Genomic DNA, 17,567 nt, shown 5'->3' on the forward strand with positions numbered 1-17,567 from the left:
TGAGAAGGCTCAGCGGTTGCGCGTGAACCGCCTGCTCACCGCCGGTGCGCCGAAACCGATCACCGCGGCGACGACGAGGCCGAGGGCTGTCTCGCCGGTGCGTTCGGCGAAGCGTCCGGGGGCCGACGCCACGTCGTCGGCGGTCAGCATCAGGATGACCAGGAACGTCGTGAACGCGGGCAGGATGTACCACCGGCTGCCACGGGTGCCGCCGGCCGCGGCGAGGACCACGCCCACCGCGACCGCGAACACCCAGGAATCCGGTGCCGACTCCACCAACAGTGCGGCGGCCGCGGCACCGACGAGTACCGACACGAACCGTCCGATGGTGCGCCATTGCTGGAGGGCCGCATCCGGCCGCATGACCAGCAGCGCCGCCGCGCACGCCCAGCCGACGTGGTCGAGGTCGAACGCGAACCCGATGCCCGCGGTGATCACGCCGACCACACCGAGGGTGAGCCCGTAGGCGACACCGGGGAGTCGAGGCGGTGGACTCCCGGCGTTGCCGTCGGACCCGGGGAGCCGACTTTCGGGGATCGCGACCGCCACGATGAACGTGATGATCGCACCGACGATGAACAGTCCGGTGAGCCGTAATCCGGCGGAGAGACCGTCGAGGCTGAGGCCGATGCCGACCATCGGCGGGGCGAGCACGATGAGCAGCGTCGACAGTCGGGGTCGATCGAGCCGCTGAGCACCCCAGGTCGCCAGGACGGGCAGGATGAGCAATGTCGCGAGCGCGAGGGCGGGCCACGGTGACACCGCCGCGCCCAGGGTGATGGGCACCCCCAGGATCGCGGACGCCGCGAGGATGATCACGCGCCGACGTCGTGGCCTGGGTATACCGATCGCCAACGCCGGAATCATTCCCAAGGCCAGCGCGGCGCCCGATTCGACATCGACGAGAGCGGTGATCAGCACCGCCGGGATCGCCGCCACCAAAGCGGCGGCGGCCGGCAACCACCGCCACACCAGTACGGGCGGCGGCGATGCATCGGTCACATCGGGGTCGGTCACCCCCGAACAATAGGGCAGGCCGTGTGCGTCGATGGCCTCGTGGGGAGCGTGGCCCGCTCCCCCGACACCGAGTCGGTGGTGATGGACTCCGCCCGCGCCGAGTGCCAAGCTTCGATGAGCCGTGCCGCGTGTGCACGTCATCGGTCCTGAAGGGGGCGCGAATGGCCGGTTCCCGACGATGGATCTCTCTGGCGGCCACCTGTACCGCCGCCGGCCTGGTGTGGCTGGCGTTCGCCGACTTCGGTGTCGCCACCCCGACGATCGCCGACGAGATGCACGCCGATCTCGGTGGGCTGCAATGGGCGAACAACGCCTTCAGCCTGATGGCGGGGGCACTGGTGATCGCGGCCGGCAGGTTCGGCGACATCTTCGGGCAGCGACGGATACTCCAGATCGGCATCCTGGTGTTCGCCGCCTGCTCGGTGGTCGCCGCCCTCGCACCCGGTGTCGGCACGCTCATCGTCGGCCGCGGGCTGATGGGAATCGGTGCGGCACTGATTCTTCCGGCTACCCTGGCGCTGATCCCCAAGCAGTTCTCCGGCGCCGCACAGTTGACCGCCTTCGGCGTCTGGCAGGCCGTGGCCTGGGGTGGACAGGCGCTCGCACCCGCCATCGGTGGCGTGATCACCGACGGTCCCGGGTGGCGCTGGCTCTTCTGGATCAATCTGCCACTCGCCCTGGTCGCCTTCCTCGTGATCCGCGCCATGACACCGGAATCCGTCGAGGAGGACGCGGATCGCCGAATCGACTGGTTCGGTCTCGCGACCATCGGGCTCGCCGTGTTCGCGTTGCTCTACGCACTGACCGACGGTCCGACGGCCGGGTGGTCGAGCCCATTGGTGGTGTCACTGTTCGTCGCGGCGGTGGTGCTCGCGGTGGCCTGGGTGCTGATCGAGCGCAGGGTCGCCGCGCCCCTGGTGGACCTGTCGCTGTTCCGGCTGCGCGCCTATGACGGTGCGCTGACGGCGAATCTGATGATGAACCTCGCCTATGCCGGGTTGAGTTATCTGCTGGTGCTGTGGCTGCAGAACGCCCGTGGGTACAGCGCGGTGGAGGCGGGTCTGCTGATGCTGCCGGCGACCATCGGCATCTTCGCGCTCATCCCGGTCGGCGGCAGATTGGACAGCCGACTGGGCGGACGCGTCCCGGTGCTGATCGGTCTGGTGGTGCTCGCGATCGGCATGGCCGTACTCGGACCGCTACACGCGGACAGCTCGATGTGGCTGGTGGCGGTCGCGCTGGTGGCGATCGGGTGTGGGCTGGGTCTGCTGTCGACACCCATCTCGAACACCGCGGTCGGCGACGTCCCGGGCCGGCTGTCCGGTACCGCTGCCGGCGTGTTCAAGATGTCGAGCATGGTCGGCGGCGCACTCGGCGTCGCGCTGCTGACGGCGATCACGCGGGGCCTGACCATCGCGGATTCGGATCGCGCCATCCAGGATTCGGGCCTGACGGGCAGCGAGGTCGATCAGGCGCGCGGGGCGCTGGTGAACTCGTCGTCCTTCGCCGACGCGTTGTCCCGGCTGCCGGCCGAGCTGCAGAAGAAGGTGACGGATGCCGTCGTCATCGCGTTCTCTCACGGACTCGGGATGACGATGGTGGTCACCGCGTTCCTGATCGTCGTCGCCACTGCAGCGGTGTGGTGGTTGTGGCCGCGACGCGGAGCAGTTGTCGAGACCGCGGACGCCGACTCCGCACCGTGACACTCTGAGAGAACCGAGAACGGGATCGAGGAATGCTGATGACTGACGATGCGCTACGCGAGCGGGTACGCGGACTGATGCCGCGTGCACAGGAGGACCTCACCGCGATGGTGGGCTTTCGTTCGGTGCACGACGCCGAGCAGGCGCCGCCGGAAGAGTGCGACAAGATGGTCGAGTGGCTGCAGGAGGCCTTCACCGAGGTCGGTCTGTCGCAGGTGGATTCGCATGTGACCGCCGACGGCAGCAAGGCCGTGACCGGCAGCCTCGCCGGACCCGACGACGCGCCGACCGTGCTGCTGTACTTCCATCACGACGTCCAGCCACCTCTCGGCGAGGACGAATGGGACTCCCCGGTCTGGTCGCTCACCGAACGCGGCGGCCGGTGGTACGGGCGCGGCGCCGCGGACTGCAAGGGCAACATCGCCGTGCACCTGGCCGCGTTGCGCGCGCTCGACGGCGACATCCCGGTCAACATCAAGATCGTGGGTGAGGGTTCCGAGGAACAGGGCACCGGCGGCATGGAGGACTTCGTGCCGAAGAACCCCGAGTTGCTGCGCGCCGACGCGATCCTGGTGTGCGATTCGGGCAACTTCGCCGTCGGGAAGCCGAGTCTGACAACGAGTCTGCGGGGTATCGCCAATGTCGTCGTCAGCGTCGAGACCCTGTCGTCGGCCATGCATTCCGGCATGTTCGGTGGTGCCGCGCCGGATGCGCTCGCGGCGCTGATCGCGATGCTGGCGTCGCTGCGGGACGACGAGGGCAACACCACCGTCGCCGGTCTCGATGCATCGGCCACGTGGCCCGGCGTCGACTATCCGGCCGATGCGTTCCGGACCGACGCGAACGTGCTCGACGGCGTCGATCTACTCGGTTCCGGTCGGGTGTCGGACATGGTGTGGGCGCGTCCCGCCGCGACCGTGTTGGGCATCGACTGCCCGCCGGTGGTCGGGTCGTCGGCGTCGATCGTGCCGAAGGCCCGGGCGCGCATCAACCTGCGGGTGCCGCCGGGCATGAACGCGCGGCACGCCCAGGACGCGCTGATCGAGCACCTCACCGCGGCTGCGCCGTGGGATGTGAAGGTGTCGTTCGAGCGTGAGGCCGACGGGTCGCCGTTCACCGGCGCGACGTCGGGCCCGGGCTACGACACCATGGTCGATGCGATGAAGTCCGCTTATGGCACCGACGTGCTGCTGATGGGTCAGGGCGGCTCGATCCCGCTGTGCAACGTCTTTCAGGAGACCTTCCCCGACGCCGAGATCATGCTGCTCGGCGTCGAGGAACCGCAATGCCTGATCCATGCGCCCAACGAGAGCGTCGACCCGACCGAGATCGAGAACATGGCGATCGTCGAGGCGACCTTCCTGCGGGAGTATGCGAGACGGGCTGGCCTCACCCCTCGCTGAAGCGTTCCACCAGAAGATCCTTGAGCTGCGGGCGACTCGCCGCGACGAGGGTGAAGGCGGCTTCACGGGCCAGTCGCTCGGGGTGATTGCCGCGCAACAGGCCGCGGCCGCCGTCGGCGGCGATGAGTGCGGCCGCGGCCTCGAGGGCGAGTTGTGCGCCGTCGGCGCGAGCCGAGATAAGCGTATCCGCGTCGGTCACACCGGAATCGAGCCGAGCGCGCACCGCGCTGCCGCGTTCGCGTAGGGCACGCGCGGCCGGAGTGTGGCCGGAGATGTCGAGCAGGGCGGCGCAGCGACGGAGCAGGCCCAGTGGCAGTGTGCCGTTGATGCGCACCCCGATGTTCTGGGATGCGAAGAAGTCGTCGAGGCTCACCCGGCTCACGACGCGGTCGTCCGGGATGACGAGGTTCTCCACGGCGAGCGCCACGGTCCGGGTGCCATCCGCGACGCTCAGGTGCAGCGGCGTGACGGTGATCGCTGCGGGTGCCGGAGCGAGCGGGATCACCGCAGCGAGTACGTCATCTGTGTCGACGTCGCGTGCGGAGATCTGCAACAGATCGACTATGCCCCAACCACTCACGAACGGCGCCTGGCCGTCGAAGCGCCATCCGCCCGGGATGCGGGTCGCGCGCATTCGTGGCGGGGTGGGCACGACACCCGCGTAGGCGACACCCGCGCGAAGCCGCCCGGCCGCTGTCGCCTCGAAGAGTTCGTCGCGGAGTGTGTCGTTCGAGGTGCCGGTGAGTGTGATGACCACGCCGTGATGCTGGAGCCAGGTGAACGCGGTGGTGAGGCATCCGCTCGCCATCACCTCCATGATCTCGATGACGTGCGCGAAATCCAGTCCGGGACCGCCGGATTCCTCTGGCGCGGCGATCCCGAACAGCCCGGCCTCCGCGATGGCGGTCCAATGCGACGAGGGGATCTCGCCGGTCCGGTCGACGTCGGACGCGGCCGGGAACAACACATCGTCGGCGATCCGATAGGCATCTTCGATCAGTCGGGTGCGCCGCGTCTCCGGATCGGTGGTCACGGGCCCAGCCTACGGCGGGTCCCGGTCCCGCTGGTCGAGTAGGTCGCGAGGCGCTAGCCGAGTGGGCGTATCGAGACCACACCCGCCCCCGCTGGTCGAGTAGGTCGCGAGGCGCCTCCCCCGCTGGTCGAGTAGCTTGCGAGGCGCTAGCCGAGTGGGCGTATCGAGACCACACCCGCGCACCGGACTCTGTTGTCGGTGGCCGGTGACAGACTGTCTTCGGTTCACGCGGAGAGCGTCGACACCGCGGACCGATCCCCCGGGGTGGGGGTTTGGGTTTCGGTGTCTGTCGGACCCGCTGAATATGCTGTTGGTGAGTTTGGTTGTGGTGTGGGCGTGCGCTGTGTGATGACGGGCAGTTGATGAGGGTGTCCCTGTCGGTCGCGAGTGTGAAGGCCTGTGCTGGTGTTCTCTTGTTCGGATTCTGTCGCCGCGGATGCGGCGATCACCTGCGCGTCGGCAGCTGATGCTGCGGTGGCTGCGGGTGAGCATCTACGGGTCAGCCGCCAACACGAAGCCCGTGCCCTGCTGGCGGCGTACCGGTTGGGGCAGTCGGTGTATGACGACATGCTGGTATCGCTGAACGCCACCGGGCAGATGCGGGCCCGCAGCACCGCCGACAAAGCCGCGGTCGGGGAGGTCTCGTTGGCGTTGGGCTTATCGCGCACCAAAGCCGGTTCCTGGTTCAACCTGGGTGAAGCGCTGCAACGACTCCCCAAGATCCGGATGCGATATCTGGCCGGCGAGTTCAGCACCCCCCGAATGGCAACCATGGTCCATGCCGCCCAAGCCGCACCCGAAGGCATCATCACCGACCCGAGCACAGGCGACACCCCCGACACCGATCCCAGCGATCCCCTCGACCACGATGATCCGGTCGACCACGATGATCCGGTCGATCCGAGCACCGGCGACGACCCCACCGATCCGGCTGATCCGGTCGATCCCGATGATGCCGACGTCGCTGACCCGGTCACCGAGGACGCCTCTCCCGATGACGCGTCGTCGGTGTGGACGTTTGAGGATTTGGCGTTGGAGTTGGGGTCGCGTCCGACGACCGATCCGGTGTTGCGTGATCAGTTGGCCGAGGCGGTGATCAGTCTCGATCCCGAGGGTGCCGCACAAACGCGTGAGGAGTTCGGGCAGGCGTGGCAAAACCTGACCGTCACCGCCGACTCGTCGGGACACATGAATATTGATGGGTGTGTGCCCGCCGAAGACGGTGTCTACCTCGCTCAACGCATCGCCGCGTTGATCGCCGCACGGGTGTGTCGCCGCGATCCGCGCCGTATCGGGCAACAACGGGTGATGGCGTTGGCCGAGATTACCGGCGTGCCCGGCAAAACACTGACCTGCGGCTGCGGCCGTACCGACTGCCCCCACAACCCCACCCCCAACGGCCCCAACGGCCCCAACGACCCGACCGACCCGCCCGGCCCGAGCGATCCCAGCGATCCCACCGGGAGGAGCGGCCCGAACCGTCCGGACACTCCCGAGGTTCCCGCCGACCCGACAGAGCCGCCCGACGCGAACAGTTATGGCGCCGAGGAGACTCCGTCGGAATCCGACGCCGGCGACACCGATGGTCCAGCCGACGATGCCGCACTGAGCGTAGATGCTGCATCCGCCGACGACTCCCGTGTTACCGAAGGCGCTGCGGTGAGCGATGATTCGGCACCACCATCCCCACCCGCCTGGACACTGCTGCTCGACCCCACCACCACCGAGGTCCCCCGACTCCGCGGATACGGGGCGATCGACCCTGCCCTCGCCACAAAACTGGCGCACAAGTCCACACTCATCCCCGCACCCACCCACGCGCAGCGCCGCCGCCCTTCCGGACTGATCATCGTCGGCGACCACGACCCACCGGCCCCACCGGCGCCGCCGGTCGATCCGACCGGGCACGGCGGGTACGAGCATCCACCACCGGGAGCACTGACCTACGCCCCATCGCAGCGGTTACGCCGACAGATCCTGTACACGGATCTGACGTGTCGATACCCGTGGTGCAGCAGACCCTCCCACGACTGCGAGTTGGATCATCTCGTCAAGTTCCACCACGCCGACCCCCACGCCGGCGGCTGGACCGTGCACGCCAACCTGGCACCCATCTGCACACCCGATCACCACCGCAAACACCTCGGCATCTGGCTACCCACCATGCACACCGACCGCACCATCACCTGGCGCAACCCGACCACCGGACAGGACGTGATCACCCACCCACGGTGACCGGGTGCGGCTTCTACACGGTGCAGAGCGGTGAGTAGTCGGTACGTCCGCCGGTGGTCGGGGAGACGAGGAAGGTGCACGAGTTGAAGCCGACCTTCTCGATCTCACCGCGCAGCATTCGCAGCGTCGAGGTGCTGACGACCTTGTCGCGCGACAGCAGGAAACCCGAGGTGCGGGTGGGGTCGCCGACGATGGCGAAACGGTAGGGATCTGTCGGGGTCTTGCCGTCGGCGATCCAGGCGACGATGTAATTCGGCGCATTTCCTGGATCGATGCTCGCGGGAACCTGGGGGAACTTCACCGACAGTTGGGCGTTGGTGACCGGGTCGACGACGGTCGCGCGTCCCTGCACGCGGTTGCTCGGCCCGACGAAGGTGGAGCAGGTGTTCACCACACCGATGGTCTTCGCGTCGATCGGGGTGTACGTGGCCTTCGTGTCCTTGGCGCAGTTCAGGTTGAAGAACGCCGGTACCGCGGCGAGCTGCCACCACGACCCCAGATACCTCTCGGTGTCGAGTTTGGGGATCGGCATGAGGGGAGCGGCCGACGCCGTCGCCGAGGTGCCGACGAGTGCTGCGCACACCATCGCAACAGCGGCGAACACGGTGACAAGGGGGCGGATCGTGCGTGTGCTGGACATCTCGGTCGGCTCCGTTCCTCGAGGTATGTGACGACGAGCCATTCGGCACCGAATACCCCGCGGATGGGTGGGTAAACGGGATTCGCACCGTCACAGACGTCCTGGCGAGGATGTCCGTGACGGTGCGAATCAGGAGTGCGAATCAGGAGATCGCGGGCCGACGATGCCGGCTCAGGCGATGTTCGACGGCTTCCAGGTGGCGACGGCCCAGATGACCACGAGGTCGAGCGCGATGATCAAGATGGCCCACAGCGGGTAGTACGGCAGCCAGAGGAACTGCGCGATGATCGAGATCGACGCGATGATGATCGCGGAGATGCGGGCCCAGTCGGCCCCCACCGCGAGTCCGCCGGCGATGATGATCGCCAGGACGCCGATGATCAGGTGGATCCAGCCCCAGGTGGTGAGATCGAACTCGTAGACGTACTTCGGGCCCGCGACGAACAGGTCGTCGTTGGCGATAGCCGAGATGCCCTGGAAGACGGCGACCAGGCCGGCCACGAACAGCAATGCGGCCGCGACGATGGAGATGCCGAAAGCGAAACCTTCCTTGGCTCCGACGTTGGCGTCATGGTCTGGGGAGGTCATGTGCGGTGTCCTTTCGAAAGGCGATACCAAGCTGGACGATCGTGCAGGAAAGTTGTGCAGAAATAGATTAGGTTGCCGACGCAACCCGAGCCCGGTAATCGCCCGTACTGGGCGTAACGGTTTCGTGGTGATCCGCCTTCAGTTCGGTGAACGGCATCTGACCTGGCGATTTAGTCCTGTGGGGGCGGTGGGGGTAAGCTATCGCAGGTTGCACACGGGGTGTGGCGCAGCTTGGTAGCGCGCTTCGTTCGGGACGAAGAGGTCGTGGGTTCGAATCCCGCCACCCCGACTCGGAGGACGAGAATTGGTTCTCGTCCGACCAGAGCCTTCTTGTGGTTGAGAAGTAGATGAGGCCCTGACCAGTTCACCTGGTCAGGGCTTCCTCGTTTCCCATCTCGTCCGCCCAGCGCCCCGCGATGTGTGACGATGGCCACATGCCAACGCTTCTCACATCGGATGAGCTGGAGATCCAGATCCTTTTCACCGAGCCCGCGCCGGACGTCATCGCCTTCGTCCGCGAGGTGATCGAGAAGCAGCAACCGCTGGTGCTGACGACCGGCGGCGACCACACGACCTACGTCGTCAACCTCGCGACCGTCGGGCAGCTCACCCTCGTCGAACACGGCTCGGACGATCCACTCGACGAGGACCGGGTCACCGTCCTCATGTCACTCGCGGAAGTGCGCCAGTAGCGCGAGTCGGGCGTTCCCTCTCTCGCTCTCTCTCCGCCACGCCGGCTCACGCGGGAACCGACTCGGCTCCCCATTCACGAGTCACCGCCGCCGGGGTGTACTTCTCCCGGTGGATGTTGCGGCCCGGCATCCGACGCCGTTTGCAGGCCCTCACGCCCGCATCGACCATCGCCGGCGGGCCGCACAGATAGGCGACGTGGCCGCGCAGCGAGTCGAAGTCCTCGACCAGGGCGTCACCCACGTAGCCCCGACGATCCGCTCCGTCCTCCCGACTCAGGCACGGCACGTAGCGGACACCGGAGTGGCGCCGCGTCACGGACTCCCAGAAGTCGACGTCGTAGAGATCCCGGCTATGCCGGACGCCGTGATAGAGATGGATCTCGCGCTCGGGATCGGCGGAGAGTGCTTCCAGCGCTATCGATTTCAACGGCGCCAGGCCCGTCCCACCCGCCAGCAGGATCATCGGCGCGTCGACGTCCCGATCATGGACGAAATCGCCCCACGGACCACGCATCTCGATCGGATGCCCGTGCTGCAGGGAATCGAAGATCCATCCGTCGGTCGCACGACCGCCGGCGACCCGCCGGATGTGGAACTCCAGGCGGTCCGACCGGCTCGGCGGATTGGCCATCGAATACTGCCGCACATCGCCGGTGCCGGGCACCCGGAACTCGATGTACTGGCCGGCCGAGAAGTCCAGTGGCTCATCGATACCCACGGCGAGCGCGACGGTGTCGTCGGCGAGTTCCCGGATCTCGTGCACAGTGCCGCACAGGTCCCGCAGGACATGTCGGGGCCCGGTGCCGGCATCCAGCGGGACCTCGATGCGTACATCCGACGTCGGGGTCGACTGACAGGCGAGGACATGACCGGCCGCCTGATCGTCGGCGGACACCACGGTCTCCGACGGCGCCGGCTGATCCACACTCCCGGACAGCACCTTCACCTTGCAGGTCCCGCAGGTGCCCTGATTGCAGGAGTTCGGCAGGTAGACGCCACTGCGCAGGAAGGCGTCGAGCAGACGCTGATCCTCACCACACGTGACGGTGCGCGGGTCGGAGCCCGATACCTCGACCGAGTACGACACCATCCTCACACCTCCCAGGTCACGTGCAGCGACGTCGGGCCGCGGAAACCCCAGCCCCAGAACTCGACGTCGTTGTCGGTGTCGCGCTCCAGATTCGGGATGGAGTCGAAGAGCTCCTCGAGGCCGATCCGGCAGACATGGTTGGCGAAATAGATTCCGGCACAAGCATGATTGCCGGCACCGAACGCGAGGTGCGGCAGGGGCGGCCGGGACAGGTCGTACTCCGACGGGGCCTCGTAGACGCTGTGGTCATGGTTGGCCGAACCATACGACATCAACACCACCGAGCCGGCCGGCAGCGCGACGCCGGCCACCTCGACGTCCGTGGTGCTGACCCGTGCGGTCGCCGACCAGATCGGCGACGTCCAGCGCATGCCCTCGGAGATCGCCCGGGGGATCAGACCGGCCTCGTCGACGACGGACTCCAACTGGTCGGGCCGCGTGAACAAGCCGACCAGCGTCGACGCCATCGCGTGTCCGGGTTCCTGCATCGCACCCAGTAGGTAGACGTACAGGGTGGGGTAGATGTAGTCGCGCTCGCGCGTCTTGCCGTCGGGCATCCCGTCGTGCAGCCAGTGGCTGATCGCACTGTCGTCGGGGTGGTCGATCCAGCGGTCGATCAACGGATCGACGATGGCGCGGATCTCCGCCTTCGCCTCGTCGCCCTCGTCGAAGCCTTCGGGATTGGTGAACTCGCCGTCCTCGTCGACGCCGGCGTTGGTGAACGATCGGGACAGCTTGTGGAACCAGTCGCGAAGCTTGTCGGAGCTCACCGACTGCAGCCCGAGCAGGTCGCCCAGCGCCCGCACCGAGACGGGCTCGCAGTACTGCCCGACGAGTTCGGCGCGGCCGACGTCCTCGAAGGTCTCCAGATAGCGCCGGGCGATCGGCCGGACCAGGTCGTCGATCCAGCGGTCCACCTCCTGCGGTTGCAGCGCCGGGTCGACCATGGAGCGCAGGTCGGCGTGGATCGGCCCGTTGACACCGATCACCGCCGGATGCCCGAAGGTGCGCCCACCGGCCTTGGTGATGATGGCCTCGAAGTCGTCGCTGGTGGCGATCTCGCGGCAGATCTCGGCAGTGCTGGCCACATATGAGCCGAGGACGGGGACGTAGGCGAGGGGGACCTCGGCGCGCAGGCGCTCGTAGATCGGATACGGATTGCGCTCGAGTTGGGTCATGGTGATGTCGTCGAGCCAGGAAACGGTGGTGGTCACGGGCTGTGCTCCTCGGTCGGGTGACTGGTGGTCGGATCGGGCGGTGATGCCCGGTGCCGACAGACGCTAGGTGCCGCCGCAGCGCCGATCGATACCGTTTGCGCGGGCGCGAGACGGATCGCGCGAACAATCTGTGATGTGGATCGCATAGCCATGCCGAGATGCGGTAGAACACAAAGACCATGTCCGCATCCGAGCAGCTCGTGGGTACACGGGATTGGGAGACAGCACATCAGGCCGTCGCCGATGTGTACTTCCCGCACGAGCTGGCCGCACTCGACGGCCGCGACGACATCGACCTGTCGTTGCGCACGGTCGAGCTCGGCGGGGTCACCATCGGCCGCCTCACCTGGGGGACGGCGGTGTCCATCGCGTGCGACTACCCGGGTGCCTATGAGGTCAACATCCCGCTGTCGGGACGGCTGCACTCCCGCAGCGGTCACGACGAACTCGTCTCGACACCCGGCCAGGGCACGATCTTCGCCGCCGACACACCGTCGCTCATCACCCGCTGGACCGCGGATTGCCACGTCCTGGGCGTGAAGTTCGACGCCGAGCATCTCGAACGGGAGGCCGATCGGATTCATCTCGCGCCCATCCGCCGACGGCTGTCGCTGCCCGACCGCGTCGACGTGTCTACGGATGCGGGCGCATCGTGGCTCGGTCTGGTCACCGCACTGTCCGCGCAGACGCGCGAGCCGGTCGACCTGCTGGCCAATCCGCTGGTCGGGCCCCAGCTCGCGAGTGCGGTGACCACCGCGTTCCTCCTCGCCGTCACCGGTGCGGACGTCGAGTCGGAGCGGCCGATGCGACCCGGAATGGTGAAACGGGTCCTCGATGCCCTGCACGACGACCCGGGGCGACCATGGACGCTGGCGGAGATGGCTGCCGTCGGCGGCACCAGCGTGCGCCGACTGCAGGAGGCGTTCGCCGAGTACGTGGGAACCACACCCACCCGGGCGCTCGCCGACATCCGCCTCGAGCGGGCCCACGCCGACCTCGACAGCGGCGACGTCACCGTCGCCGATGCCGCGGCCCGGTGGGGATTCAGCAGTCCGAGCCGGTTCGCCTCGGCCCACCGCCGGCGATACGGGGTGAACCCGTCGCAGGTCGTGCGCGGGCACGTGACGGATCGCGCGCAGCGGCCGCCGGGATAGCATCGCGCCATGCCCCGTACGTCCGGACCGCAGCGCCTCCCCGCACGGTCGGCCATCCTCAGCACACTGCTGGGTGCCCATCCCGCGCAGGCGTCGTCGGCCGGAATCCTCGCCATCGCAACCGAACTCGGGATCGGTGAGTCCGCGGTACGCGTGGCCCTGACCCGGATGGTCGCCGGCGGCGACCTCGACCGTACCGACGGCATCTATCGGCTCACTGACCGGTTGTCGGAACGGCAACGTCGGCAGGACGAGTCGATCCGGCCAGCCGTGCGTCCATGGAACGGCCGTTGGCGGCTCGCGGTGATCAGTGTGCCGTCCGACGACGCAGCCATACGGAACGCGACGCGAACCGCGCTGGCCGGGATGCGCTTCGGTGAGCTCCGTGAGGGGGTGTGGACGCGGCCGGCGAACCTCGATGTGGCACTGGATGATCCGGCGGTGGCGGAGCGGGTGACAATGTTCGACGCAGAACCGGATGAACCCGCCGACGAGCTCGCCGAGAGATTGTTCGCGCCGACGGCCTGGGCAGATGAGGCGCGCCGGCTGGTCACGGCGCTCGATCGTGGCGCGGATCTGCGGGACCGGTTCGAGGTCGCCGCACGGGTGGTTCGGCACATCATGCGGGATCCGCTGTTGCCCGACGAGCTGTGCCCGGGGCCATGGCCGGGCGTGCTGATCCGCGAGCGCTACCAGGGTTTTCGGGTCGAGTTCGCGGAGCATGTGGGACGCGTACTCGGTCGGGAGTCTCATTACACTTTCGATTCTCACGATCAGAATATGTAATAGTGGTATCGCGGCGCTGGAACGGCGCCGTCGGACCCACCCGAGGAGACCCCGTCATGGCAACGCACACGGTCACCAACCAGGTACCGCCACTCGTGGATCACGATCTCGCCGACCAGCCGGTCATCCTCGAGGCCCTTGCTCGGGCCCGCGCCGACCATGCACTCGACGACCTGCACTCGACGACCTGCATGAGATCGGACGGCAGGCGGGATCCGCGGAGGTCCTCGATCTCGCCGACCGCGCCGAAGCGCATCCGCCGGTCCTCCGGACGCACGACAGGTACGGCAACCGGATCGACGAGGTCGACTACGACCCGGCGTATCACGAACTCATGCGTCGCGCAGTCGGATTCGGCCTGCACGGAGCGCCATGGGTGGATTCGGGACCGAGTCCGCACCTGGTGCGGGCGGCGAAGATGAGTGTGTGGGGCCCGACCGATGCCGGCCACCTGTGCCCGATCTCGATGACCTACGCGGTGGTGCCGGCGCTACGGGCGAACCCGGAACTCGCGGCACGCTACGAACCGTTGCTGACCACGTCCGTGTACGAGCCGGGCCTGCGTCCGCCGCTGACGAAGGCGGGCCTCACGGCCGGCATGTCGATGACCGAGAAGCAGGGCGGATCCGACGTGCGGTCCAACACCACCACAGCGAAACCGTTGGGCGATGGCGTCTATCGCATCACCGGGCACAAGTGGTTCACCTCCGCGCCGATGTCGGATGTGTTCCTGGTCCTGGCCCAGGCGCCCGGCGGGCTGTCCTGCTTTTTCGTTCCGCGGGTACTGCCCGACGGCACACGCAATCCGTTTGCGCTCCAACGACTCAAGGACAAACTCGGCAACCGGTCCAACGCGAGCAGTGAGGTGGAGTACGACGGCACCGTCGGTTGGCTGATCGGTGAGGAGGGGCGGGGCGTGCGGACCATCGTCGAGATGGTCAATCTGACGCGGCTCGACTGCACGCTCGGGACCGCCACGTCGATGCGGACGGGAGTCATGAACGCGGCGCATCATGCCTCCCATCGCCGCGCATTCGGGGCGGCGCTGATCGATCAACCGTTGATGCGCAACGTGATCGCGGATCTCGCCGTCGAGGCCGAGGCGTCGACCGCCGCAGCCCTGTGGCTCGCGGAGGTGACCGACCGTGCCGTAGCAGGCGATACCCGTGCGGACGCCATACGACGCATCGGGCTCGCGGTCAGCAAGTACTACGTGTGCAAACGCGGACCGATCCATGCGGCCGAGTCGCTGGAATGCCTTGGCGGCAACGGCTATGTGGAGGAATCGCGCATGCCGCGGCTGTACCGGGAGGCCCCGTTGATGTCGGTGTGGGAGGGCTCCGGGAACGTCGCCGCACTAGACGTGCTGCGCGCCATCGCCCGACAGCCGGAGACCCTGGAGGTGTTCTTCGACGAGGTCGAGGTCGTCCGCGGTCAGTCCCCGGCGCTCGACCGCGCGGTGACCGCGCTCCGCGGCCGATTCGCCGACGTCTCCGATCCCGCCGACATCCAGTTCGCGGCGCGGCAGATCGTCGGCGACATGGCGCTGGTATTGCAGGGTTCACTGCTGCTGCGATTCGGTCATCCGGCGGTGGCCGAGGCCTTCGCCGTCAGCCGCCTGGGACCTGGACGTGGCGACGTGTTCGGCTGTCTGCCAGCCGGTCTCGACATCGCGACCATCGTCGACCGCGTCACGCCGAAGGTCGGGTGATCTCGCCGTGGACAGTACCGATCAATCCGGCGCAGCGCCCTGGTACCGGAGTCAGACCGACGGCGACGGCAGCCTGTTCCGCGGACGCCACCGCGCCGAGACAGATCGCACGTATCGGACCCTGACCTACGAGGTGACCGGACGCATCGCCCGGATCACCTTCAACCGGGCGCAACGGGGCAACGCGATCACCGCCGACACCCCGATCGACCTCGCCGCGGCCGTCGAACGCGCCGACCTCGATCCGCACGTCCATGTGATCCTGCTGTCCGGCCGGGGGAAGGGATTCTGCGGCGGCTACGACCTCTCCATCTTCGCGGAGGGCGCGGCCGCCGACGATGATACCGAGTCGCCGGACGGCACCGTCGTCGACCCGATCGTCCAAGCGCGCAACCACGATCCGGCAGCGGTGTGGGATCCGATGATCGACTACGCGATGATGAGCCGCTTCAACCGGGGTTTCGCCAGTCTGATGCACGCGAACAAACCGACCGTCGCCAAACTCCACGGTTTCGCGATCGCCGGCGGCACCGACATCGCCTTGTTCGCCGATCAGATCATCTGCGCCGACGACACCAAGATCGGCTATCCACCGACACGGGTGTGGGGTGTACCGGCGGCGGGGATGTGGGCGCATCGTCTCGGCGACCAGCGCGCGAAAAGGCTCCTGCTGACCGGGGATTGCATTACGGGCCGCCAGGCCGCCGAGTGGGGGCTGGCCGTCGAGTCGGTGCCCGCCGACGAACTGGACGCCCGCACCGAGGAGCTCGTCGCGCGGATCGCGCGGATGCCGGTCAACCAGCTGATGATGGTGAAGCTCGCGCTCAATTCCGCACTCCACAGCCAGGGAGTGGCCAACTCCGGCATGATCAGTACTGTGTTCGACGGGATCTCACGGCATACGCGCGAGGGCTACGCATTCCAGAATCGGGCGGCCGAGAAAGGGTTTCGCGAGGCGGTACGCGAACGGGACGAGCCGTTCGGTGACTGGAAACGGGGGCGTGACGGATGACTCACACCACGGTCAGCGAGAGATCCGAGGGGGCCGTCCGGATCATCGGGATCAATCGGCCGCAGGTGCGCAACGCGGTCGATCGACACACCGCCGACGCGCTCGCCGAGGCGTTCCGCCGGTTCGACGCCGACGACGCGGCATCGGTGGCCGTGCTCCACGGCGAGGGCGGAACCTTTTGTGCCGGTGCCGACCTCAAGGCCATCGCCGACGGCGACCCGAATCGGGTCGCGGACGACGGGGATGGGCCGATGGGGCCGACCCGGATGCGATTGTCCAAACCGGTGATCGCGGCGATCTCCGGCCATGCGGTGGCCGGTGGGCTCGAACTGGCGCTGTGGGCGGATCTCCGGGTGGTCGACGACGACGCGATCCTCGGCGTGTTCTGCCGCCGGTGGGGTGTCCCGCTGATCGACGGCGGGACCGTCCGCCTGCCGCGGCTCATCGGTGCGAGTCGGGCGATGGATCTCATCCTCACCGGCCGGGCGGTCGATGCGGCCGAGGCGCTCGACATCGGTCTCGCCAATCGTGTTGTGCCATCAGGGGAATCCCTCACCGCGGCGATCCGGCTGGCGGGCGAGATGTCCCGGTTGCCCCAGACCTGCCTACGTCACGACCGGTTGTCCCTACTCGAACAGGAAGGCCTCGACGAGACCGCCGCGATCGCGAACGAACTCCGGCACGGCATGGTGTCGCTGGCCGCGGACACCCTGACGGGCGCTACCCGATTCGCCGACGGCGCGGGACGGCACGGGGCCTGATCCACGCCGCCGGCGAACCGGTGCGCCGCCGCCTCAGGCGGTCTTCCAGGTCGATACTGCCCAGATGATGACGATGTCGATGGCGATCACCAGGATCGACCACCACGGGTAGTAGGGCAGCCACAGGAAGTTCACGATGATCGACAGCGACGCGATGATGATCGCGGCCACCCGGGACCAGGTGGCTCCGGTGAACAATCCGATCGCGATGGCGATGGCCACCAGCGAGACGATGATGTGAATCCAGCCCCAGCCGGTGAGGCTCAACTTGTAGACGTACTCGGGACCCGCGACGAAGACATCGTCCTTCGCGACGGCCGAGATGCCCTGCAGGAGTCCGAGGATACCGCCGACGAGCAACAGTGCGCCGGCCCCGATGGTCCCGGCAGCGGCGAAACCCTGTTGAACGCGGTGATCTCCGTGCTGTGTGGTCATGGCAACCCTTCTCTGACGATGGGTGTCGGGAGTGATTTCGCGTCACCTCTACCGCATCGTCGCGCGGCCGACATACGGCGGGCATCCTCC

Annotated in this window: 15 protein-coding genes, 1 tRNA gene and 1 pseudogene; 10 read left to right on the plus strand and 7 right to left on the minus strand. The window is 67.6% G+C overall.

What is annotated here, in order from left to right; genetic code table 11:
- Window positions 1–9: 9 nt before the first annotated feature.
- A complete protein-coding gene (locus D7316_RS19730) occupies window positions 10–1,017 on the minus strand; it encodes an FUSC family protein (protein WP_232016989.1) in 1,008 nt (335 codons plus the stop codon).
- Between the two features lie 161 nt (window positions 1,018–1,178).
- On the opposite strand from D7316_RS19730, the gene D7316_RS19735 reads away from it, so the two are divergent.
- Together D7316_RS19735 and D7316_RS19740 are read left to right on the plus strand one after the other, a co-directional pair.
- The gene (locus D7316_RS19735; protein ID WP_124709769.1) at window positions 1,179–2,720 is read left to right on the plus strand and encodes an MFS transporter; all 1,542 of its coding nucleotides are present in this window, start codon (window positions 1,179–1,181) and stop codon (window positions 2,718–2,720) included.
- Between the two features lie 38 nt (window positions 2,721–2,758).
- On the plus strand, window positions 2,759–4,123 hold the full coding sequence (locus D7316_RS19740; RefSeq protein ID WP_124709770.1) for a dipeptidase: 1,365 nt from the start codon (window positions 2,759–2,761) through the stop codon (window positions 4,121–4,123).
- Here the strand turns inward: D7316_RS19740 and D7316_RS19745 are convergent.
- Entirely contained in the window at window positions 4,110–5,156 is a 1,047-nt protein-coding gene (locus tag D7316_RS19745; RefSeq protein ID WP_124709771.1) for an acyl-CoA dehydrogenase family protein, read from the minus strand. The two genes, D7316_RS19740 and D7316_RS19745, sit on opposite strands and share 14 nt — an antisense overlap.
- 405 nt (window positions 5,157–5,561) lie before the next feature.
- On the opposite strand from D7316_RS19745, the gene D7316_RS19750 reads away from it, so the two are divergent.
- Complete coding sequence (locus D7316_RS19750; protein ID WP_124709772.1) at window positions 5,562–7,391, plus strand: HNH endonuclease signature motif containing protein; 1,830 nt, start codon at window positions 5,562–5,564, stop codon at window positions 7,389–7,391.
- Between the two features lie 13 nt (window positions 7,392–7,404).
- Here D7316_RS19750 and D7316_RS19755 read toward each other — a convergent pair whose 3' ends face one another.
- Window positions 7,405–8,031 (minus strand): lipocalin family protein, encoded by a 627-nt coding sequence (locus D7316_RS19755; protein WP_124709773.1) that lies wholly within the window; start codon window positions 8,029–8,031, stop codon window positions 7,405–7,407.
- Window positions 8,032–8,202: 171 nt separating this feature from the next.
- The gene (locus tag D7316_RS19760; RefSeq protein WP_124709774.1) at window positions 8,203–8,619 is read right to left on the minus strand and encodes a DUF7144 family membrane protein; all 417 of its coding nucleotides are present in this window, start codon (window positions 8,617–8,619) and stop codon (window positions 8,203–8,205) included.
- Window positions 8,620–8,834: 215 nt separating this feature from the next.
- On the opposite strand from D7316_RS19760, the gene D7316_RS19765 reads away from it, so the two are divergent.
- A tRNA-Pro gene (locus tag D7316_RS19765) sits at window positions 8,835–8,908 on the plus strand.
- A gap of 145 nt (window positions 8,909–9,053) precedes the next feature.
- Window positions 9,054–9,311: a hypothetical protein gene (locus D7316_RS19770; protein ID WP_124709775.1), complete on the plus strand. Its 258-nt coding sequence runs from the start codon at window positions 9,054–9,056 to the stop codon at window positions 9,309–9,311.
- A gap of 46 nt (window positions 9,312–9,357) precedes the next feature.
- Here D7316_RS19770 and D7316_RS19775 read toward each other — a convergent pair whose 3' ends face one another.
- Together D7316_RS19775 and D7316_RS19780 are read right to left on the minus strand one after the other, a co-directional pair.
- Window positions 9,358–10,401: a 2Fe-2S iron-sulfur cluster-binding protein gene (locus tag D7316_RS19775; protein WP_124709776.1), complete on the minus strand. Its 1,044-nt coding sequence runs from the start codon at window positions 10,399–10,401 to the stop codon at window positions 9,358–9,360.
- A gap of 2 nt (window positions 10,402–10,403) precedes the next feature.
- Window positions 10,404–11,615 carry a cytochrome P450 gene (locus D7316_RS19780; protein ID WP_124709777.1) on the minus strand — a complete coding sequence of 404 codons (1,212 nt, stop codon included), beginning with the start codon at window positions 11,613–11,615 and terminating at the stop codon, window positions 10,404–10,406.
- Between the two features lie 182 nt (window positions 11,616–11,797).
- Here D7316_RS19780 and D7316_RS19785 point away from each other — a divergent pair, with 182 nt between their 5' ends.
- The 5 genes and pseudogenes from D7316_RS19785 (at window position 11,798) to D7316_RS19805 (ending at window position 17,042) form a co-directional block, all read left to right on the plus strand.
- Entirely contained in the window at window positions 11,798–12,772 is a 975-nt protein-coding gene (locus tag D7316_RS19785; RefSeq protein ID WP_124709778.1) for an AraC family transcriptional regulator, read from the plus strand.
- 9 nt (window positions 12,773–12,781) lie between these two features.
- Complete coding sequence (locus D7316_RS19790; protein ID WP_124709779.1) at window positions 12,782–13,558, plus strand: PaaX domain-containing protein, C- domain protein; 777 nt, start codon at window positions 12,782–12,784, stop codon at window positions 13,556–13,558.
- A gap of 56 nt (window positions 13,559–13,614) precedes the next feature.
- Window positions 13,615–15,269: pseudogene (locus tag D7316_RS19795) on the plus strand (acyl-CoA dehydrogenase family protein).
- Between the two features lie 7 nt (window positions 15,270–15,276).
- Window positions 15,277–16,281 carry a crotonase/enoyl-CoA hydratase family protein gene (locus D7316_RS19800; RefSeq protein WP_124709780.1) on the plus strand — a complete coding sequence of 335 codons (1,005 nt, stop codon included), beginning with the start codon at window positions 15,277–15,279 and terminating at the stop codon, window positions 16,279–16,281.
- Window positions 16,278–17,042: a crotonase/enoyl-CoA hydratase family protein gene (locus D7316_RS19805; protein ID WP_124709781.1), complete on the plus strand. Its 765-nt coding sequence runs from the start codon at window positions 16,278–16,280 to the stop codon at window positions 17,040–17,042. The genes D7316_RS19800 and D7316_RS19805 overlap by 4 nt, the downstream gene beginning before the upstream one ends.
- Before the next feature lie 33 nt (window positions 17,043–17,075).
- Here D7316_RS19805 and D7316_RS19810 read toward each other — a convergent pair whose 3' ends face one another.
- Complete coding sequence (locus D7316_RS19810) at window positions 17,076–17,477, minus strand: DUF7144 family membrane protein (protein WP_124709782.1); 402 nt, start codon at window positions 17,475–17,477, stop codon at window positions 17,076–17,078.
- Between the last annotated feature and the right edge of the window lie 90 nt (window positions 17,478–17,567).

This window comes from Gordonia insulae, assembly GCF_003855095.1.
Classification (GTDB): Bacteria; Actinomycetota; Actinomycetes; order Mycobacteriales; family Mycobacteriaceae; genus Gordonia; species Gordonia insulae.